General features: G+C 38.0%; 19 protein-coding genes. 11 read left to right on the top strand and 8 right to left on the bottom strand.

All coding sequences use genetic code 11. The features are described 5' to 3' along the window. Nucleotides 1–160 precede the first annotated feature (160 nt). The 3 genes from NSCAC_RS05260 to NSCAC_RS05250 are packed head-to-tail and all read left to right on the top strand — an operon-like array spanning nt 161 to nt 4,516. Nucleotides 161–1,183 carry an aspartate-semialdehyde dehydrogenase gene (locus tag NSCAC_RS05260; RefSeq protein WP_197743807.1) on the top strand — a complete coding sequence of 341 codons (1,023 nt, stop codon included), beginning with the start codon at nt 161–163 and terminating at the stop codon, nt 1,181–1,183. 1 nt (nt 1,184) lies between these two features. Then, nucleotides 1,185–2,285, top strand: a complete 1,101-nt coding sequence (locus NSCAC_RS05255) for an alkene reductase (RefSeq protein ID WP_197743806.1) — start codon at nt 1,185–1,187, stop codon at nt 2,283–2,285. Between the two features lie 50 nt (nt 2,286–2,335). Beyond that, nucleotides 2,336–4,516, top strand: coding sequence for a type IV pilus assembly protein FimV (locus NSCAC_RS05250; RefSeq protein ID WP_197743805.1), 2,181 nt, complete (start codon nt 2,336–2,338; stop codon nt 4,514–4,516). A 47-nt stretch (nt 4,517–4,563) separates the two neighbouring features. Here the strand turns inward: NSCAC_RS05250 and NSCAC_RS05245 are convergent, their stop codons facing one another. The 3 genes from NSCAC_RS05245 to NSCAC_RS05235 are packed head-to-tail and all read right to left on the bottom strand — an operon-like array spanning nt 4,564 to nt 8,222. Continuing rightward, on the bottom strand, nt 4,564–5,379 hold the full coding sequence (locus NSCAC_RS05245) for an HNH endonuclease (protein ID WP_197743804.1): 816 nt from the start codon (nt 5,377–5,379) through the stop codon (nt 4,564–4,566). Next, nucleotides 5,376–6,104, bottom strand: a complete 729-nt coding sequence (locus tag NSCAC_RS05240; RefSeq protein WP_197743803.1) for an OmpA/MotB family protein — start codon at nt 6,102–6,104, stop codon at nt 5,376–5,378. The genes NSCAC_RS05245 and NSCAC_RS05240 overlap by 4 nt, the downstream gene beginning before the upstream one ends. Before the next feature lie 9 nt (nt 6,105–6,113). Continuing rightward, complete coding sequence (locus NSCAC_RS05235; RefSeq protein WP_197743802.1) at nt 6,114–8,222, bottom strand: hypothetical protein; 2,109 nt, start codon at nt 8,220–8,222, stop codon at nt 6,114–6,116. An 80-nt stretch (nt 8,223–8,302) separates the two neighbouring features. Here NSCAC_RS05235 and truA point away from each other — a divergent pair, with 80 nt between their 5' ends. Genes truA through folC form a run of 6 tightly spaced genes read left to right on the top strand, consistent with a single transcriptional unit; the run spans nt 8,303 to nt 13,915 of the window. Then, nucleotides 8,303–9,079, top strand: coding sequence for a tRNA pseudouridine(38-40) synthase TruA (gene truA, locus NSCAC_RS05230; protein WP_197743801.1), 777 nt, complete (start codon nt 8,303–8,305; stop codon nt 9,077–9,079). Between the two features lie 20 nt (nt 9,080–9,099). Continuing rightward, nucleotides 9,100–9,726: a phosphoribosylanthranilate isomerase gene (locus NSCAC_RS05225; protein ID WP_197745308.1), complete on the top strand. Its 627-nt coding sequence runs from the start codon at nt 9,100–9,102 to the stop codon at nt 9,724–9,726. A gap of 10 nt (nt 9,727–9,736) precedes the next feature. Next, nucleotides 9,737–10,921: a tryptophan synthase subunit beta gene (trpB, locus tag NSCAC_RS05220; RefSeq protein ID WP_197745309.1), complete on the top strand. Its 1,185-nt coding sequence runs from the start codon at nt 9,737–9,739 to the stop codon at nt 10,919–10,921. Beyond that, a complete protein-coding gene (trpA, locus tag NSCAC_RS05215) occupies nt 10,918–11,730 on the top strand; it encodes a tryptophan synthase subunit alpha (protein ID WP_197743800.1) in 813 nt (270 codons plus the stop codon). Before trpB ends, trpA begins: the two co-directional genes overlap by 4 nt. Continuing rightward, nucleotides 11,727–12,593 carry an acetyl-CoA carboxylase, carboxyltransferase subunit beta gene (accD, locus tag NSCAC_RS05210; RefSeq protein WP_197743799.1) on the top strand — a complete coding sequence of 289 codons (867 nt, stop codon included), beginning with the start codon at nt 11,727–11,729 and terminating at the stop codon, nt 12,591–12,593. The genes trpA and accD overlap by 4 nt, the downstream gene beginning before the upstream one ends. Before the next feature lie 14 nt (nt 12,594–12,607). After that, the gene (gene folC / locus NSCAC_RS05205) at nt 12,608–13,915 is read left to right on the top strand and encodes a bifunctional tetrahydrofolate synthase/dihydrofolate synthase (protein ID WP_197743798.1); all 1,308 of its coding nucleotides are present in this window, start codon (nt 12,608–12,610) and stop codon (nt 13,913–13,915) included. A gap of 88 nt (nt 13,916–14,003) precedes the next feature. Here the strand turns inward: folC and NSCAC_RS05200 are convergent, their stop codons facing one another. Beyond that, nucleotides 14,004–14,318, bottom strand: a complete 315-nt coding sequence (locus tag NSCAC_RS05200; RefSeq protein WP_197743797.1) for a hypothetical protein — start codon at nt 14,316–14,318, stop codon at nt 14,004–14,006. Between the two features lie 177 nt (nt 14,319–14,495). Then, the gene (gene trmB, locus NSCAC_RS05195) at nt 14,496–15,170 is read right to left on the bottom strand and encodes a tRNA (guanosine(46)-N7)-methyltransferase TrmB (protein ID WP_197743796.1); all 675 of its coding nucleotides are present in this window, start codon (nt 15,168–15,170) and stop codon (nt 14,496–14,498) included. An 820-nt stretch (nt 15,171–15,990) separates the two neighbouring features. On the opposite strand from trmB, the gene NSCAC_RS05190 reads away from it, so the two are divergent. Next, nucleotides 15,991–16,269 carry a hypothetical protein gene (locus NSCAC_RS05190; protein WP_197743795.1) on the top strand — a complete coding sequence of 93 codons (279 nt, stop codon included), beginning with the start codon at nt 15,991–15,993 and terminating at the stop codon, nt 16,267–16,269. A 118-nt stretch (nt 16,270–16,387) separates the two neighbouring features. On the opposite strand, the gene NSCAC_RS05185 is transcribed toward NSCAC_RS05190, so the two are convergent. Beyond that, nucleotides 16,388–17,596: an MFS transporter gene (locus NSCAC_RS05185; RefSeq protein WP_197743794.1), complete on the bottom strand. Its 1,209-nt coding sequence runs from the start codon at nt 17,594–17,596 to the stop codon at nt 16,388–16,390. Nucleotides 17,597–17,625: 29 nt separating this feature from the next. Continuing rightward, nucleotides 17,626–18,327, bottom strand: a complete 702-nt coding sequence (locus tag NSCAC_RS05180) for a hypothetical protein (protein WP_197743793.1) — start codon at nt 18,325–18,327, stop codon at nt 17,626–17,628. 176 nt (nt 18,328–18,503) lie between these two features. Between NSCAC_RS05180 and NSCAC_RS05175 the strand changes: the two genes are divergently transcribed. Further along, nucleotides 18,504–18,845 carry a DMT family protein gene (locus tag NSCAC_RS05175; protein WP_197743792.1) on the top strand — a complete coding sequence of 114 codons (342 nt, stop codon included), beginning with the start codon at nt 18,504–18,506 and terminating at the stop codon, nt 18,843–18,845. 288 nt (nt 18,846–19,133) lie between these two features. Here NSCAC_RS05175 and NSCAC_RS05170 read toward each other — a convergent pair whose 3' ends face one another. After that, on the bottom strand, nt 19,134–19,247 hold the full coding sequence (locus tag NSCAC_RS05170; RefSeq protein WP_197743791.1) for a UvrD-helicase domain-containing protein: 114 nt from the start codon (nt 19,245–19,247) through the stop codon (nt 19,134–19,136). Between the last annotated feature and the right edge of the window lie 46 nt (nt 19,248–19,293).

The raw sequence follows: 19,293 nt of genomic DNA, 5'->3' as shown, positions 1-19,293 counted from the left end.
TAGCTGCAAATGCCATAATATTCACTAGAAGGAAATAAATAGTCTTAAAAAACAATTTCTTATTAAGCACCAATTTATATTATGGATACATATATCTAATTTCAAATAAGCAATAATTTTTGTATTATTTAGTTTTACATTATTTAGGCCAATATCTTTAATGAGTAAGACATTTGATGTAGCAGTTGTTGGTGCCACCGGAGCAGTGGGACAATCCATGTTAGAAGTACTAAAACAGCGTAATTTCCCCGTTAGTCAAATTTATCCACTCGCAAGCGAGCGTTCTGCTGGAGAAAAAATTGATTTTGGTAACAAAAAACTCACGGTAGAGAATCTGGCAGACTTTGATTTTTCTAAAGTACAAATTGGGTTATTTTCTGCAGGAGCAGGGATCTCCGCAGAATATGCACCAAAGGCTACTGCTGCAAACTGTATTGTTATCGACAATACTTCCCAATTTCGCTATGACAAAGAGATTCCACTCATTATTCCTGAAGTCAATCCTCAATCCCTTAAGGAATATAAAAATCATGGGATTATTGCTAATCCTAACTGCTCTACCATTCAAATGCTGGTTGCCTTAAAACCTATTCATGATGCAGTAGGAATCAAGCGGATTAATGTAGCCACTTACCAAGCTGTTTCAGGTACAGGCAAAGAGGCCATTGAAGAACTTGCTTTGCAAACTTCTAACTTACTCAATGGTCGTCCAGTTTCCCCAAAAGTTTATCCTAAGCAAATTGCGTTTAACGTACTGCCTCACATTGATTCTTTTCAGGAAAATGGCTATACCAAAGAAGAGATGAAAATGATGTGGGAAACGAGAAAAATTTTAGGAGATGATTCTATTTTAGTCAATCCTACTGCTGTTCGGGTTCCAGTTTTCTATGGTCATTCTGAAGCGGTACATATTGAAACCCATAAGAAAATTACTGCAGCTGAAGTAAGAGAACTATTAGAAAAATCACCTGGTGTTTCCGTGATAGATGAGCGTAAAGATGGTGGCTATCCCACGGCAGTCACTGAAGCTTCAGGCAAAGATGGCGTGTTTGTAGGTAGGATTAGAGAGGATATTTCCCATCCTCAAGGTATAAATTTATGGGTGGTTTCAGATAATATCCGCAAAGGGGCTGCCTTAAATAGTGTGCAAATTGCAGAATTATTGATTAAGGAGCATCTATAAAATGCCTACTCTTTTTAGTCCAATAAAATTAGGTAGCTTAGAGTTACCCAATCGTATTGTGCTTGCCCCTATGACTCGAAGCCGTGCTGTGGCTGGAGATGTACCTGCCTCTATGAGCATTTCCTATTATGGACAACGGGCTTCTGCAGGATTGCTTATTACGGAAGGCACAAGCGTTTCTCCTCGTTCCTGTGCCTTTGAAAAAGCACCAGGAATTTATACTGAAGATCAAATACGAGGCTGGCAAAAAATTACCGATGAAGTGCACCGTAAGGGCGGACGAATTTTTATGCAGCTCTGGCATGGGGGTCGGGCAGGTGCTTATACCATTCTAAATGGATATCCTCCCCTTTCTCCTTCTGGATTAAATGATGATTTAGATTCTCTTAATGTTTACGGACAGTTAGCTAGTGGTTATTATACTAAAATTGTAGCCACTCCATCTCAAGCGATGACTATCGCCGATATTGAACAAACCATTGAAGCTTTTCGGATAGGGGCAATCAATGCAATCAAAGCAGGGATGGATGGGGTAGAGTTTCACGGTGCCAATGGCTATTTAATTCAGCAGTTTTTATCCCCAGTTGTCAATCGCCGTGAAGATGACTATGGAGGGAGCCTAGAAAACCGCCTGCGGTTTTTGAAAAAAATTACTCAAGCAGTGATTGGCGAAGTAGGTGCTCATCGGCTAGGGGTTCGCTTTTCTCCTACCGCTACCTATAATAACGCTTTAGATCCTAACCCAAGTGAAACCTATAGTGCAGTGGCGAAAATGCTAAGTGATCTTGGGGTACTTTATATTCATCTTACTGATACTAATGCTTGGGCGAAAGAATCGAAAGAGATGCCACAGCTCATAGAGATGATTAAGCCTAATTACCAAGGGGTATTAATAGGCAATGGTGGCATCACACCAGAGACAGCAACTAATTATATTACCCGAGGCACGTTTGATCTTATTTCTTTTGGCCGATTATTTATCGCTAACCCGGATTTACCTGAACGGATTAAGCAGGGGGGGATTTATAATGAACTTCGCTCAGTAGGTTGGTGGGGTGGAAATGAAGAAGGTTATATAGATTACCCATCACTACCAGAATAAAGATAAAATAGTGATTATGCTTTGTCTTATTAAAATAAAAAAAGTAAAAAATGAAAACCGCTTACCTATTGGCTCTTGGAATATTATCTATTTTTCTATCATGGAATAGTTATGGCATAAGTCTTGGTGAGATTCAGGTTAAATCAAAATTTGGTCAGTTTTTTGAAGCAGAAATACCACTCTACGATATAGGGCAAATTTCTCCAAAAGAGCTCAAAATAGAGCTTGCCTCAGAGGAGGAGTTTGCCCATGCAGACCTAAGTTACTCCTCTATACTAAGACAGTTAAGTTTTAAGTTAGGGCACAGGGACAAAAAAGTTTTTGTGCACGCTAGCTCCCGAGAACATATTCAAGAGCCTTTTATCAGCTTTTTAGTTGCTGTATCTTGGCCTAAAGGTCAGTTACTAAAACAATATACCGTACTTTTTGACTTACCCCACACTAATAAAAAGCAAGCATCTGTATCTAACACAGTACAAAGTTTTGCCAATACTTACGGACCTACCTCCTCTTCTGATACCCTTTGGATTATTGCCCGAAAATTACTTCCTTCCCATTCACCCATTACTATCCAACAAATGATGCTGGCACTGCAAAAAACTAATCCAGAGGCGTTTTTTCGTGGAAATATTAATAGCTTAAAAGTAGGAGAAATGCTTCAAATTCCTAGTGAAGAAGAAATATTAGCCATTACTTCTGCTAATGAAGCGGCTAATCAAGTACAACAGCAAACGAAGGCTTGGAAAGATCGACACAATCAATATGTCGTGCAAGAAAGTGCAGAAATTCTTGATGATGAAGATGAGTTTATAGAAAATTCCGGCACATTTAACTTTACTCAAAGAGAATTAAGGTTAAATTACATCAATCAAATTGAAATCCTTGAAGATCAAATTATTCAAATTAATAATCGACTCAGGGATCAAGATCAAACCATTCAATCTCTTATTGAGAGCATAGATAAACCAGTACAGAAACAAAATATACAGACCAGTTCAACCTCTATTCCCCACGATCAACCATCAAATCTAGTCACAACCGCTACTTCTGAAAAACCTAAAAGTGAAGCACCGAGTACACAACCTCAAATTAGCCAGCAAAAAAATGTAAAAGCTCCTTCTCCACCGCCCACTCTACCTGTAAATCAAACTACATCCTTTGATTTTAATTCCATTAGAACTCCTCTACTAGGAGGTAGTGGGGTATTATTTGTACTTGCCTTATGGTATCGACGAAGAAAGGCACAATTAAAAGAAGAGGCAGAATTGCTATATGAGGATTCATTTGAAGAAACACCAATAGAAGAATATCCAGCATCTGAAGAAATATTAGATACTAGGGTAAATCAAGATGAAACTAGCAAAATTTCTTATCAAGAATACAAAGAGGAAAAAAGTAAAATCTCTGGAATCATTCATACAATAAAGTCTAAGTGGCAGGATTTACACGATAAATCTAGCCAGCCCTCTTTTAATTTAAGCAACATCAAACTCCCCTTTAAATTAGGCAAAAAGAAAGAAGAAGAGAACGAGGATAACAACTTGCTATGGCAAACCTTAATCAAGAAACAAATAAGTACGCCTACTCTTCTTCACCAAGAACATTCTCAAGAAAACTATAGTGATAGCAGTGATGAGGAGGATATAGAAAACGCTCTTCAGATTAATGATCATGAGGATAGTCAAGAATATAGTTTAGATAATAAAGTGCAACTACTTTTTCCTCCAAAACAGAAATTAGCCTCTATAGAGGTCAGAGAAATTTTTCCTCCAGACTTAAAAAAGATTAGTGGCTACGCAAATATAAATGTAACAGGAACAAATAAAACCACACAAAATAATTTAGATAAAGTTGAAACAATAAGCCTTGAGAAAACAGAAACTATTTATCATTTTGATCCTAGTGATAGTCTTACTCACCCCCATCTTTCCTTAGATAAGGAAGAGAGCGTAGATCATGAAGAAATAAATCTAGCGGGAAATACAAACTACTATTTTGAAGATAATTATGAGCAAGCTACCTTTTCTGTTTATCCCTCTTATGATAAAGAGGATATTGGAGATAGTGATGAAATCAGCTTAGAACTAAATTCTCCACTCTTTATGAAAGCAGATCAAAATCCAGAGCAAAAATTCACTCAAACCTCAATGAATGATAATAAAACAGAAGAATTCAACTATCAGGATTTCGATTTAGACAGTATTAAAATCGTTTCCTACGGAAAGAAATAATAAGCAGTTGCCCTAAAAAGAAATAGCACTATCTCTTAACTTTCTCTTCATTCTTTCATATGCTCATGATAGGGTTGCTGGGCATGGCAGGATCGGCACAATACTTTAAGATTACTAGGACGATTATCGTATTTTTCACTACTAATATGATGGGTATGAAGCCTCATTTTCTCTTTTGAATAATCTTTACCACATTGCTCACAACGCCAGTTTGCTCTTTCTTTGACTTGTCTACTAATTCCAGCAAAATTATTAGGATAAACATTTAGTGGTGCATTATCCGAGTTGTGTTTTGGCGTTTGCGTATGAAGAGATTGGGGATATTTTGCAAAGAAATCAGCAATTTTAAAATCAGCCACAAACTGGGATCGCTGTTTACCCGGTTTTAGAGATTCATAACCATTAAAATTAAGCTTACTTAAGCAGTTTTTACATACGTTTAAAGGGCGTATTTCTGGAAATAATGTATTACCAATTATCATATTAATTTTGAACTGCCCATCAGTATGGGTAGAAACTACATATCGATTAAACCGCCCTGTACTTTGCATCTCGTGAAGTGTTTTACAGTTCGCAAGATGAAATCTAGGGATATATTCTCTGCCAGAATAACTTGGCACATCTCGAATATAGAGCAGTACCCGATTTTCTTTATAAGCTAAAGTACCATCATCAAGAATTTCAATAGCATCGGTAGAGATTTCAATCCCTTCAACTGAGTTTAATTGCTTGAGCTCCGCTTCAGTGAGCTGATTGCTTAAGTTTACTGTCATAGAAAAATCTCCATAGTGATTTTTCTTGATTCCCATTTTCTCTTTCAAATCATTGAGTGGAGCAAATTGATAAAAATCAGGTAATTTCATGATCGCACCATATTTAGAATCTCTGCAATCCGATCATCGGCATTGAGCTTAATTTTAAATTCCACTCGTTGGGAGGAGCGCTTATTTTCAGTGCCATCCTGATGATAAATTAATTTTGAAGAAGAAAGTCCATTGGCAGTTAAATGCTTTTTTAGCCATAATCGCTCATTCTGAATTTGAGGTAATAGAAATACATGGCTTAACACACTTCTGGTGCGAGATTGGGACAGTGCCATATTTAAAAAATAGGCTTTATGCTCCGTAGTATTTTGATTCCAAATACTGGAGGTATGTCCCTCAATCCGAATTTCTTCGATATAATTTCGATATTTGTTTGACCCCAAAATCCTAATATAGCGAGGGAAAAAATCATTTAAAATGGCAGTAAATCTTGGCTTAAGTGCAGCTTGACCTGTATCAAATAACACTTTTGGCTCTTTAAACCGTAAAGTTAAATCTTTTTTTAGCTCTGCTCCCCATAGAGGCAAATCTGGAGCAAATTCTTGATACAAATCACGGTATAATTCTAGCTTTACTTCATTATAAATGAGAGCAATTTTCTTCACTTTAATTGCTTCTTGTTCGGCTTTTAATGCCTCTTGTTTCACTTTAATCATAAAGCTAATAGCTATCAGCATAAAAATGATCATCAATCCTGTCATTAAATCAGCCAGAGGAATCCAATGATCTTCTCGAGGTAAATGGTTTTGGTTATTCTGAATCATGATTATTTTTTATCTATGATTGGCAATATTCACTACTTCATGTAACTTTTTAGTCAATGGTTCATAATCTTCAACAAATTTACTCGACAAACTAGTAAGTTGTCGCCCTAAACTTTCTAAAGATTTAGTAAGTTCCTCAGAAAGTGCTTTATCTAAAGTAGCTACTTGTTTATTGGTACTTGCAATAGACTCTTCGATTTTTCTATTAAACTCTTGGTTTAATTGCTTTAAATCTCGTCCTATCTCTTCTATAGAATTACGGATTTGATTGGTATTGTCAGTCACTGACTTGTTCATTTGTTCACTTACTTTGGAAATAACACTTTCTAAATTTCCAGTGGAATTTTGGATCGAATCTGTGATTTTCTTGCCCATCTCAATGACTAGGTTATTTAATTCTTTGCCTAAATCTTTTGTACTCTGATCTAGTTTTTCCCTAACTTCTTTTACTGATTTTTTATGTAATTCGGTGTTCTCTAATAATGAGTTATTAACTACTCTTTGCTGAGTACTGGACGAATCGATAAACTCACTCACTGACTTGTTCATTTGTTCACTTACTTTAGAAATAGCACTTTCTAAATTTCCAGTGGAATTTTGAATCGAAGCTGTGATTTTCTTGCCTATCTCAATAACTAGGCTATTTAACTCTTTGCCTAAATCTTTTGTACTCTGATCTAGTTTTTCTCCAACTTCTTTTACTGATTTTTTATGTAATTCGGTATTCTTTAATAATGAGTTATTAACTACTCTTTGATTCTCCTCAACGGATTGAGTTAACATCTGCGTTGAATTGGTTAAGTTTTTAGCCGTGTCAGTAGTCAATTCTTCTAATTTTTCTTGTAAACTATGGGTCGTTTGATTGAGATTTTCTCCAACCTGCTCTATGGCTGCTTTATGTAGTGCCGTATTTTCTGATAAGGACTGATTGATGGTATCTTGACTATCTTTTACCGCTCTGGTGAGCTGGCCTGTCAATTCCATCACTTTATTTTCTATTTCAGGCAAGCTACCAGAGGCTTTGGTTAATAATATACCCAAAGATTCTAGCGTACTGATTAAGGTCTTTTTTTGATCTTCTAAGGCGGTTAATAATCCTGAAAGATCCTTGGCAACTTGAGTAAAAATGCTAGATTTATCCACCAGCTGTTGATAATTTTTAGTAGCAGCTTCTGTAGATTTATGGATAGCTTGATATTGTTGGGTAATTTGCTCAATGTGGTTTTTATAGTTTTCTTGCCAATCTAACAGATTACCCACAGCTTTATTGAGTTCTTTAAAATTTTCTCCAAACTGCTCTGTAAGTTTATTATTAAAATCTTGAATTACACTTTGAAGTGCTTCCATCAAAGATTTTGTTCCCATTTCAGAGAGTTTTTTTATTGCCTCATTTTGGGCAATTTCCAGATTGTGCAAGTTTTTATTATTTTCTGCTCTAAATTCGCCTAATTCAGCCTTGAATGAATCTTTAACCTCTTTGGATGAATCCTTAAAATCTTGAATTGCACTTTGAAGTGTTTCTAGCAAAGGTTCTGTTCCCATTTCAGAGAGTTTTTTTATTGTCTCATTTTGGGCGATTTCTAGATTGTGTAAGTTTTTATTATTTTCTGCTCTAAATTCGCTTAATTCAGCTTTGAATGAATCTTTAACTTCCTTGGATGAATCCTTAAAATCTTGTCGTAGGAGCTTAAGTTGAGAGGCAAGGGAAGTCTCTTCATTACCTGTTAGGGCTTGTTGGATACCCTGTAATAAAGGGGCAATGTCTTGTTGATGAGAAATCATCGGACGATCCGTATTATCGCTTTCTTTGTGAGAGAATAAAAAGTAATAACGAAGCTTAATGGTTAATGCCCAGAAAATACCTGCAAAAGAAGCCCAAAAAACGGTTCTTAGTCCAGATAATAATTCAGGAAGGCTTTGTTCAATATTATTGACATCAAAATAATATAGTCCTAAAGCGATACCTAAAAAAGTAGCACAAATACCAAGGGTTGTGAGAATAGCAGGGCCATAAGCAATGGCTTTTTCATTAAATTTAACATGAAAAATAAAACCAATAATGGTAATTGCTGTAATCCAAATCCAAGTTTCAATAGATAGAGAAGAGAGGATATTCATAGGATTCCTAAATAACTTAATAAAATGGTAATAATTTTTATATTCTTTAGCTCCATATTCTAGCTGAAAAAATTTTTAATATGAGAATTGTCTTAGGGATAGAATATGAAGGGACTTATTTCTCTGGCTGGCAACAGCAACAAGGGGTACGTACGGTTCAAAGAGTATTAGAACATGCTATTAGTAAAGTGGCTAATCATCCTGTAAAAGCAATTTGTGCGGGTCGTACTGATGCAGGAGTCCATGCTATGATGCAGGTGATTCATTTTGACACGGAGGTATATCGCCCAGAGCATAGTTGGGTATTTGGTTGTAATGCCAATTTACCTCGGGATGTGGTGGTGCTATGGGCAAAGCCTATAGAGGATACCTTTCATGCTCGGTTTGATGCCCAAGCCCGATATTATCAATATCGAATTTTAACCCGAAGGGTACGATCGGCACTTCATAACAAGCAAATTACTTGGTGCTGTCATTGTCTTGATCTTGCTCAGATGAAAGCAGCGAGCACCTATTTAATTGGAGAACATGATTTTTCCTCTTTTCGTGCTACTGCTTGCCAAGCCAAAAGCCCAATACGAACTATTTATCATTTAGAGCTTATCCAAAGAGCAGATCTTATTTTTATGAATATCTCTGCCAATGGCTTTTTACAACATATGGTGCGCAATATTGCAGGGGTATTAATGACCATTGGTCAAGGAGAGCAACCATCCCAGTGGGCAGAACAAGTACTTCAAGCCCGTTGTCGAGCGTTGGGGGGTGTTACTGCACCGCCTGATGGCTTATACTTGATAGGTGTGGATTATCCAGCACAGTTTGATTTACCGAAGCCCAACTATCCTGCCGTCATCTAATGCACAATGATTTTTAAATGATGAGAACCCGGGTAAAATTTTGTGGTATTACTCGCCGTGAAGATGCTCTTGCTGCCATTGATTATGGGGTAGATGCCCTTGGCTTAGTGTTCTATCCTAAAAGCCCTCGAGCAGTGACTATCTCTCAAGCCATAGAAATTACTCAAAATCTTCCACCTTTTATCACCATCGTAGGGCTATTTGTAAATGCACAGGAGCATGAAATTAAAGATGTGTTAAACGCACTGCCTATTGATACAATCCAATTTCACGGTGATGAATCTCCAGCCCAATGTAACTGTTATAATAAACCCTATATTAAAGCTATTTCCATGAAAGAAGGAATCTCCTTACCACAAGTGGCAGAGATCTATAAACAATCCGCTGCGCTTTTGCTAGATACTTATCAACAAGGCATACCGGGTGGGACAGGACAGACTTTTAATTGGGATAAAATATCAACAGATATAACTAAAGAAATTATCCTTGCTGGCGGACTAACTCCAGTGAATGTAGCCCAAGGTGTTAGGCAAGTTAAGCCTTATGGAGTAGATGTCAGTGGCGGAATTGAACAGAGTAAAGGAATAAAAGATACCATAAAAATGGCAGCGTTTATGAAGGGAGTAGCTAGTGCCGATTCAAGATAATTATCAAATGATGCCTGATGATCAGGGGCATTTTGGCCCTTACGGAGGTTGCTTCATTGCAGAAACCTTAATGGAGCCAGTAGAAGCTCTTCGTCAGGCCTACGAATACTATCGTAAAGATCCAGAATTTCAAGCCGAATTAAAAGCAGATCTTATCCAATATGTGGGTAGGGCTACTCCTTTATATTTTGCTAAGCGATGGAGCAAATCCTTAGGTGGGGCTAACATCTTCCTAAAGCGAGAAGATCTTAATCATACGGGCGCTCATAAAATTAATAATACGGTAGGCCAAGCCTTACTGGCGCAACGAATGGGAAAAACTCGCTTAATTGCAGAAACCGGAGCAGGACAGCATGGAGTAGCCACCGCTACGGTAGCCGCCCGTTTGGGTATGGAATGTACAGTGTATATGGGGGCTCAAGATGTAGAACGGCAAGCCCCTAATGTGTATCGAATGAAACTACTTGGAGCGGAGGTAATTTCTGTTACTTCCGGATCTCGTACTTTAAAAGATGCCTTGAATGAGGCCATGCGGGATTGGGTAACTCGAGTAGATAATACTTTTTACGTAATTGGTACTGTGGCAGGTCCTCATCCTTATCCCACTATGGTACGAGATTTTCAAGCCATTATTGGGCAAGAAGCCCGATCTCAAATTTTAGAACAAACCGGTAAACTTCCTGATGCACTGGTTGCTTGTATTGGTGGTGGTTCTAATGCCATGGGTTTGTTTTATCCCTTTATTCAAGATAAAGAAGTTGCTCTCTATGGGGTAGAGGCTGCAGGGGATGGAATCGAAACAGGTCGTCATGCAGCTTCCTTATGTGCAGGTAGACCTGGGGTACTCCATGGTAATCGCACTTATTTAATTGAAGATAATCATGGTCAGATCATTGATACCCACTCTATTTCCGCAGGGCTAGACTATCCGGGGGTTGGACCAGAGCACGCTTGGCTTAAAGATACAGGGCGAGCCAACTATGTAGCCGTTACGGATACAGAAGCCCTTGCTGGGCTTTATGCCCTGATAAAACACGAAGGTATTATTCCCGCTTTAGAAAGTAGCCATGCACTAGCTTATGCCATAAAATTAGCACCTACCATGTTTCCCGATCAAAGCATTATTGTGAATTTATCTGGTCGGGGGGATAAAGATATGGCTACGGTAGCTAAGGCTCAAGGAGTTTGCCTATGAGTCGGATTGATTGTCGTTTTGATACTTTGAAGCAGCAAGGGAAAAAAGCCCTGATTCCTTACATTACTGCAGGGGATCCTAATCCAGAACTCACGGTTGCTTTAATGTATCGGCTCGTGGCAGCTGGGGCAGATATTTTAGAGCTTGGGGTGCCTTTTTCTGACCCCATGGCAGATGGTCCAGTGATTCAAAAAGCTTGTGAGCGCGCTTTAAAGGCAGGAACTACCTTGCCTAGAGTGCTTGCCATGGTAAAAGAGTTTCGCCAAAAAGATTTAGATACCCCCGTGGTGCTTATGGGTTATCTGAATCCTATTGAAAGTATGGGTTATCAATGCTTTGCTAAAGAAGCAGCTGCTTGTGGGGTAGATGGGGTGCTTACGGTAGATGCCCCTCCAGAAGAAGCAAAATTACTTCTTGAAGCTTATAGTATGCATCAATTAGAACCTATTTTCCTACTTGCGCCCACCAGTACCTCAAAACGGATTGAGCAAGTTTGCAGGTTAGCAAAAGGGTTTATTTATTACGTTTCCCTAAAAGGTGTCACTGGATCTAACACTTTAGATATAAAAGAAGTAGGAGAGAGAGTAGCCTCTATTCGTCACTATACCTCTATTCCTATAGGGGTAGGGTTTGGCATTCATGATCCCCATTCAGCAGCTCAAATTGCCGAAGTAGCCGATGCAGCAGTCGTAGGTACTACATTGATTAAATATATTGAACAATATCAAAATGAGCCTGAAAAAATTTTAGAACAAGTGAGCGCTGTCCTCCACGCAATGAGAGTGGAAATAGATAAAGCAACCCTATGAATTGGTTTAGAAAACTTATTCCATCTAAAGTAACAACTCGAGGTCCTAAACGCAAGTCAGTACCTGAAGGGCTATGGCGAAAATGTAGTACCTGTGATTCGGTGCTATATCACATGGAGTTAGAACGCAATTTAGATGTATGCCCTCGCTGTGACGATCACAAGCGTATTGGTGCTAGACGACGACTTTCATTATTTCTTGATCAAGGGGAGCAAGAGGAAATCGGGATCGATTTACAACCTGTAGATACGCTAAAATTTAAAGACACCAAAAAATATAAAGATCGCATTATTCAGGCACAAAAAACAGCAGGAGAGCATGATGCACTTGTCGTAATAAAAGGTCAGGTACAAGGATTAGCTGTAGTAGCGGCTGCCTTTGAATTTAATTTTATGGGCGGCTCTATGGGATCGGTGGTAGGGGAGCGCTTTGTCCGTGGGGTAGAGGTAGCTATTTCCTACAAAATTCCTATGGTTTGTTTTTCTGCCAGTGGTGGAGCGAGAATGCAAGAAGGGCTACTTTCCCTATTACAAATGAGTAAGACCAGTGCAGCTTTAGCTCGGCTTAATCAACACGGGCTACCTTTTATTTCTGTATTAACTGATCCCACAATGGGAGGTGTCAGTGCTAGTCTTGCCATGCTAGGCAATATTAACATCGCTGAACCCGATGCTTTAATTGGCTTTGCTGGTCCAAGAGTCATTGAGCAAACCGTACGAGAGAAATTACCTAAAGGGTTTCAGCGTAGTGAGTTCTTATTGGAACACGGTGCTATTGATATGATTGTAGATCGCCGTGAGCTACCCAAACGGATTGCCAGCTTGCTGGCAATTCTGACACATCAGCCTGCAACACCTGCTTGAGGATATAGATTTTAATGGCTAGATTCTCCCAACTTCAAGATTGGCTCGACTGGCAAGAAAATGCCCACTGGCCTAGAATTGATCCGGGATTGGTTCGGGCAGGATCTGTGTTACAAAAAATGGAGTTAACCCAACCTCCTTTCCTTGTCATTACGGTGAGCGGTACTAACGGTAAAGGATCTACCGTAGCCATGCTTGAAAACATTTTAGTGATTGCCGGTTATAAAGTAGGAAGTTACACCTCACCCCATCTATTTCGCTATAACGAACGGATTAAACTTCAAGGTATACCTGTCACTGACGAAGTCATTTGTGATTCATTTGATCGGATTGATAAGGCTCGCCAAAATACCTCTCTAAGTTATTTTGAATTTGGTACTGTTGCCGCAATAGATATTTTCCATAGAGAAAAAATAGACATTGCTCTATTAGAAGTAGGACTAGGTGGACGATTAGATGCGGTAAACGCCATAGATCCAGATATTGGGATAGTCACTACCGTGGATTTAGATCATATCCATATTTTAGGTAATACCCGAGAGGAAATTGGTTTAGAAAAAGCAGGGATTTTTCGTCCTAATCAATTTGCAATCTGCGGAGATTTTGATCCTCCTCAATCGTTAATTAAGCGAGCTAAAGAGCTTAATACTTCTTTTTATCAAGCTGGAGAAGATTACCACTATTACATCACCCAGCAGGATTGGTCTTGGGAAAGTAAACATATGCAATATGCACATCTGCCACACCCTAACCTTAAAGGAATATATCAATATCAAAATGCTGCTAGTGTATTAATGGCACTTGAGATCATCAACGATCGGCTACCTACTTCAGAAGAATCTATATCTAAAGGGTTAGAATCCATTGCTCTTTTAGGAAGATTTCAACAGGTTACGGGGGCAGTAGATCAAATCTTTGATGTATCTCACAACCCTCAAGGAGCACAACTACTTGCCCAATCTCTAGATCAATATCCAATACAAGGTAGAACCTATGCGGTATTTAGTATGCTGGCAGATAAAGATATAGAAGGTACGGTGGCGCTTCTTAAAAATCATATTCATACATGGTTTTTAGGTGGATTAATGGAGGAGCGAGGGCTTGCAGAAGAAGCTCTTTTTTGGCGAATTAATTCTATTATTGACCCTCAAAAAATCCGCTTATGCTCAACTATCCCAATGGCTTATTTACAAGCCATAAGACATGCCAGACCCGGTGATCGAATACTTGCTTTTGGGTCTTTTCATACAGTAGAAGAAGCGATGCGAGAAGCAGGACTTGCTACAGATCGTAATTACATAGACAAGATACAGGATTTTTAATTTTAAAAATACAATAACAAAACCTCAAATAAATCACTTATTTGGAGTTTTGTTATATTTGGCTAGGGTAATTTCTAACAATTACCTATCACTCATAGTAATCATATTTTTTTTCGCTCATCCACCCAGAGCTATCCGTATTTCTACCAATGCATCTATAATCAAAGGCAAACTGGAAAATTACTCGCCCTTTTTTTGTACCACTTCGAATATCACTAATACGACCGCCAAGATAGGAAGGATCATCTTCGTTTCTGTGTAAAAGAATATAGCCACCTATGAGATGTTCTATCTGATCTTGCGAGATCTCCCACTCACCACTTTCCCATATATCATTATCCCTATCAACACAGCGATACTCATCAACCTTTTCTATAAAGTGAACACTCTTAATTTTTTTCATTTTTTGTACACCTCGTATTCGGTAAGAATTTTTATATACTGATTAATTTTACATGATAAAAAATAGTTTTATTAATAAGTACAGATTGATGCCATTAATTATTTGATTCAATTTAAAATATAGAGAATAATATTTTGATTATAAAATCAAAATATTAATTTTTTATTAATAAAAGCACTAAATTCGCTTAAACCACAGATCCCAAATTTTATGACCTAACTTTTTCCCCCGATGTTCAAACTTAGTCAGTGGTCGCTGGGGTGCATGTCCCATCTCAGCACAAGAGATAAATCCTGCATATTCTTTAAACACCCTATCTATCTGCAAAGCATAGTCTTCCCAATCGGTAGCTAGATGTACCCAACCTTGAGGCTGTATTTTATCCCAGAGTAATTTTATAAAAGCAGGCTGAATTAATCGCCGTTTATGATGGCGCTTTTTAGGCCAAGGATCAGGAAAAAAAACCTGTACCCCTGTTAACGATTGAGCAGCAAGGTTGGTCAGCACTTTAACCCCATCTTCATTGGTTAATCGTGTATTAGTTAAAGCTAAAGATTCTATTTGGGTAAGTAAATGGCCAATCCCTGGGCGATAGACTTCCACTCCTAGAAAGTTTATCGTAGGATTCTCTAAGGCTTGCTGAGCTAAAGAATCTCCATTACCAAAGCCAATTTCTAGCACTATGGGTGCTTGGGTAGAAAAAATACTGGCTAATTCTAAGTTATCATCTTGTAATGCCAATCCATATTTAGGCCATAGTTGTTCTAAGGCCTTTTTTTGAGCAACCGTGATTCGTCCTTCCCGACGGACAAAGCTACGAATTACAGAATTAGGATGTTGAGGGTGAGACATGAATGAAATCTATTTTAAAAAAAACTGGAATTCTAATGGTTTCTTCTTACAGATACTAGCTAGCTAATATCTCCCCTAGCTATCACCAAAATAACACATTGATCCCTTTTAACGCTTAAAGAGAATTTTTCTCCTCCTTCTGCAAAACCCTTCACAAGCAAACGAAAAGAGGTTGCTTTATCTTATTATCCTAATGATTATAGGAATGTTAATTTTTATTAACAAATTCAATTTGTTATTTATTCTCAGGGAGAATAAAATACTAGTTTTCTATTTCGCCTAATTCAATTAACTAATTGATACATACCAATAATTAACCATTTTACTCAATCTAGAGAGAAACATAACAATTACTACTAGGCATTTTTAAACTCTACTTCAGGAGACTCTAAAACAAGACAAAGGCTAGTCACGGAACATGATTTTAACTATCGCATTGATAGTGGCAGCATTGAAAAAATGCTCCTCAATCTGGAAACCAACATGGAAGCCTACCGAGGAGAATTAATGCTCAAGCTATATTACCACCAGAAAATGGCTGGTATATGGCCGATCAACCCACAGATCAATTACGTATCGCCTACTTGTATGCAATATCAATATTTTAATTGTGATTATAGTGGAGCTGGTAATGACCAGTATGCTGGTAGATCACCTGCTCAATCTTACGAACAGTTGCTACAAGAAGAAAGAGTAAGATAACAAATTCAATTACAGCAATTAGACAGAAAGCAATTAGGAAACGAGTTAAACAGAAATAGAGCTATGATGTGGTACTTGTATAACAACCTTAATCGTTAATTATTTTAGGAGATAAATCATGGATGTTAAATCATTTATAGAATCAATACTTCCTCAAAATATCCTAGAAAGCACTTTAATCAAATATTCGCATGGTTCACATAAAGGTTGCGTAGACGTAGGCGATTTTATGGAAATCATCACTTGTAATGGAGAGGGTATTGAAATACTGTGGCTTTCTCATTTTTGCACAGAGTTTGAAAAGGAGAATATAGCTGAACCTATTATTAGTGCATTGAAATCCAAATTCCCTGAATGCAAGCTGATGGAAGTAAGTGAAACTGTAGAAATTGATTAATCAAAGGGGGTAGCATTTCGCTACCCCCATTTATAGGAGATAACTAATGTCATTTTTCAATTGTGTAAAACTTTGTATGGAATGGATTTGTGCTTATTTAATTTTTTACTTCTCTGCCCTAGGTGTGACTCATCGTTTGATGAGTTCTATTTAGATGTAAAGTCTCTGGCATTGCTAGCCAGAGTAATAGTAAGGCTATGATGCCAATGCCAGAGAGGAATAAAAATGCTGTACTGTAACCCAAATGATCTGCAATATAACCTGCAACTAAATTACTCAGTGCTGCTCCTAACCCCCAACAGGCAGAGGCAGCACCTAGGGTTAAATTATAACGTCCCGTTCCTCGAGTAAGATCAGCAATCATAATGTAGAATAAAGCCCCAAAAATTCCTGCTCCAATCCCATCCAGCAGTTGAACAGAGACCAGATAATAGGAATTATCAGACAGGGTATAAAGAAATCCTCGAATGGGTAATACTAAAAAACCCACTAAAAAAATAGGCTTTCTCCCTATAATGTCTGCTTTGCGACCCACATAGATCGCCATGGGGATCATAATGACTTGGGCAACAATAATACAAGCCCCCATCACTAAGCTTGCTTCATTAGGATGATCTTGTGCTAGTTTTTGCCCTATTAAAGGTAGCATGGCAGCATTAGCAAAATGAAAGAAGGTGATTGCGGTGGTAAAAATCAACAATGGTGGATATTTAAATAGTTCTGTAAAGCTCACAGGGATTTGCTGATTTTCAGTAGCCCCTCTGGCTGCTTTGTAATCAATGGCTTTACTATCAATGCTTAATACGGTACCCATACTAAAAACAGCCATGAAAGCAACAAACCATAATACGGCACCGGGATTGATCCACCATCCAGTCACCCCTGCTAAGAGAGCAGAAATAATATTACCTCCATGATTAAAGGCTTCATTGCGGCTCACTTGTTGGGTAAATCTACTGGTTCCTACCATGCCAAGGGAAATGGCTGCAATGGCAGGAGGAAATACCGCATCAAAAATGCCAATCACTGTTTGAGTAATGGCAATAGACCAAAACCCGGAAAGGTATGTGGTGATTACTGAACAGATGGCAACTATTCCTGCAGAAATAGCAATTAACTCTCGCTTCCAAATAATTTGATCTACAAGCCCCCCCATCGGCGTGCGTGCAAGGACAGTTGCTATCCCTAAAATTGCCATAACAATGCCAATGTTACTGGTACTCCAGTGTTGGCTAGCAAGGTAAATGGCTAAAAAAGGTCCCAGTCCATCTTTTACATCGGCAATGAAGAAATTGAGCCAATCAAGGGCAGGATATGGCTTTATCATTATTTTCTTCTTTAACTTTTGTCTGATGATTAGCGTGGAGGAGGAGGGGGTCTTTTCCCTGGTCTTGGAGGTGTATCTATTGAGATTAACTGATCTTTAGATATACCCATGCTATTTACTTCAATTACCCGGCCCAGAATATTACTAGTTTCATTTCCTTCAATGAACAAATGTTGCCCTTGGTGAGTGAGTTCAGAAAATCGGTGGGATTCTAGGGGTGGAAAATGCAATATAGTACCATCTTGAAGTAATATTCCATTGATTTCTCCTTGAGGTCCATGCAAAGCAGTACGCACTTCTCCTTCTGTTTCTACAAAGTTAAATCTGCCTTTTTTAGGACCAAAATCTGTAATTGTTTTTCCGGTGGCTTGATTAGTGATGGAAAATGCTTCTATCAAAGGAAGATTCATTGCTTTTAATCCGTGAATCGTAACCTTATCACCGGGATGCACAAAATAAGCAAGTACCGCTGAATGATGGGGAGGAGTTTTTATTTCCGTGCCATCGTCCATAAATAGACCGTCAATATCCCCCTTGGAACTGAGAAGGTACTGCTGGATTGTTCCTGAATAAGCAGGTAATTGTTCAGGGTTATACATAGGAGCTACCCTAGGTGGAGCAGGAAGTGTAGTACCAGCAGGTGATTGAGGTGGTGGATTCTGAGAAAAAACATTGCTAGCAAAAGCAATGATTCCCATGACAAAAAGATTCTTGATGATTGTATGACGCATAATTTTCTCCTTAAACTTTTAAGCTTAGTTCGAGAATTTGACTTATCCACTTAGTGTATTTTTTAATTCTTCCACACTAGGGAAAAGAGCAGCTTATCTCTAGTGTGATTGTAAGGAGGCAGTTTAAATCAAAATATGCTATATAAAGAAATTCAATCATTGAGAGAGCATCTTAAATGAAACCCATTATTACCACTGTTGGTTTACTTTGTTTGAGTAATTTATTTATGACCTTTGCCTGGTATGGGCATTTGAAAGGATTAAGTAGCCAGCCTTGGTTTATTGCCGCTTTCATTAGTTGGGGTATTGCTTTATTTGAATATCTGCTTCAAGTCCCTGCTAATCGTATTGGATATACGGTATTAACTGTAGGTCAGCTTAAAATACTACAAGAGGCTATTAGCCTGACTGTATTTGTTCCCTTTGCAGTGATTTATTTTCATGCCCCCTTAAAAATGAATTATCTATGGGCAGGGTTATGTATTTTAGGGGCAGTATATTTTATTTTTAAAGATTAAATTAATTCTATTAGGTCTTTAATAAATAATCTTTCACATCAATCCCACTAAAGTGTAAGTATTTGTCTTTATTTATTTTTTAAAATCTTTTAAAATTTCATTCGGAAATTTTATAGGTTTTATAATTATTTCTTTTTATTTGGTAGTGCCTACTCCGCATGGTATAACCATAAGCAAGCTCATGGGCAGTATAGACATAGACGTTAGATAGTGCCACTTTTGCTTCTCTTTTGCCTCTTGTTGCCCTGTTTTGTTAAAAGCGAGATATAAAATCTTGCTCTCTTTAGGTCAAGATTTTGCGTACTCAATAATAGTGGTTGTTTTCCCAGAACCAGCCACTGCGTTAATTTTAAGATTCCCTTTAGCTTGAATAATTTTTCTTTGTTCCTCAGTAAGACTCATTTATTTTAGTTTTATCTACTTTTTATTCGGTTGGATAATTATTTTT

Origin of the sequence: Candidatus Nitrosacidococcus tergens, from assembly GCF_902810445.1 — a bacterium.
GTDB lineage: Bacteria > Pseudomonadota > Gammaproteobacteria > Nitrosococcales > Nitrosococcaceae > Nitrosacidococcus > Nitrosacidococcus tergens.
Note: the sequence above shows the minus strand (reverse complement) of the source record. Positions and strands in the feature narration are given on the sequence as shown.

What these genes read in the sequence shown, in the direction of transcription:
- NSCAC_RS05260 (WP_197743807.1), top strand. Translation starts at nt 161, where the DNA reads ATGAGTAAGACATTTGATGTAGCAGTTGTTGGTGCCACCGGAGCAGTG.
- NSCAC_RS05255 (WP_197743806.1), top strand. Translation starts at nt 1,185, where the DNA reads ATGCCTACTCTTTTTAGTCCAATAAAATTAGGTAGCTTAGAGTTACCC.
- NSCAC_RS05250 (WP_197743805.1), top strand. Translation starts at nt 2,336, where the DNA reads ATGAAAACCGCTTACCTATTGGCTCTTGGAATATTATCTATTTTTCTA.
- NSCAC_RS05245 (WP_197743804.1), bottom strand. Translation starts at nt 5,379, where the DNA reads ATGAAATTACCTGATTTTTATCAATTTGCTCCACTCAATGATTTGAAA.
- NSCAC_RS05240 (WP_197743803.1), bottom strand. Translation starts at nt 6,104, where the DNA reads ATGATTCAGAATAACCAAAACCATTTACCTCGAGAAGATCATTGGATT.
- NSCAC_RS05235 (WP_197743802.1), bottom strand. Translation starts at nt 8,222, where the DNA reads ATGAATATCCTCTCTTCTCTATCTATTGAAACTTGGATTTGGATTACA.
- truA (WP_197743801.1), top strand. Translation starts at nt 8,303, where the DNA reads ATGAGAATTGTCTTAGGGATAGAATATGAAGGGACTTATTTCTCTGGC.
- NSCAC_RS05225 (WP_197745308.1), top strand. Translation starts at nt 9,100, where the DNA reads ATGAGAACCCGGGTAAAATTTTGTGGTATTACTCGCCGTGAAGATGCT.
- trpB (WP_197745309.1), top strand. Translation starts at nt 9,737, where the DNA reads ATGCCTGATGATCAGGGGCATTTTGGCCCTTACGGAGGTTGCTTCATT.
- trpA (WP_197743800.1), top strand. Translation starts at nt 10,918, where the DNA reads ATGAGTCGGATTGATTGTCGTTTTGATACTTTGAAGCAGCAAGGGAAA.
- accD (WP_197743799.1), top strand. Translation starts at nt 11,727, where the DNA reads ATGAATTGGTTTAGAAAACTTATTCCATCTAAAGTAACAACTCGAGGT.
- folC (WP_197743798.1), top strand. Translation starts at nt 12,608, where the DNA reads ATGGCTAGATTCTCCCAACTTCAAGATTGGCTCGACTGGCAAGAAAAT.
- NSCAC_RS05200 (WP_197743797.1), bottom strand. Translation starts at nt 14,318, where the DNA reads ATGAAAAAAATTAAGAGTGTTCACTTTATAGAAAAGGTTGATGAGTAT.
- trmB (WP_197743796.1), bottom strand. Translation starts at nt 15,170, where the DNA reads ATGTCTCACCCTCAACATCCTAATTCTGTAATTCGTAGCTTTGTCCGT.
- NSCAC_RS05190 (WP_197743795.1), top strand. Translation starts at nt 15,991, where the DNA reads ATGGATGTTAAATCATTTATAGAATCAATACTTCCTCAAAATATCCTA.
- NSCAC_RS05185 (WP_197743794.1), bottom strand. Translation starts at nt 17,596, where the DNA reads ATGATAAAGCCATATCCTGCCCTTGATTGGCTCAATTTCTTCATTGCC.
- NSCAC_RS05180 (WP_197743793.1), bottom strand. Translation starts at nt 18,327, where the DNA reads ATGCGTCATACAATCATCAAGAATCTTTTTGTCATGGGAATCATTGCT.
- NSCAC_RS05175 (WP_197743792.1), top strand. Translation starts at nt 18,504, where the DNA reads ATGAAACCCATTATTACCACTGTTGGTTTACTTTGTTTGAGTAATTTA.
- NSCAC_RS05170 (WP_197743791.1), bottom strand. Translation starts at nt 19,247, where the DNA reads ATGAGTCTTACTGAGGAACAAAGAAAAATTATTCAAGCTAAAGGGAAT.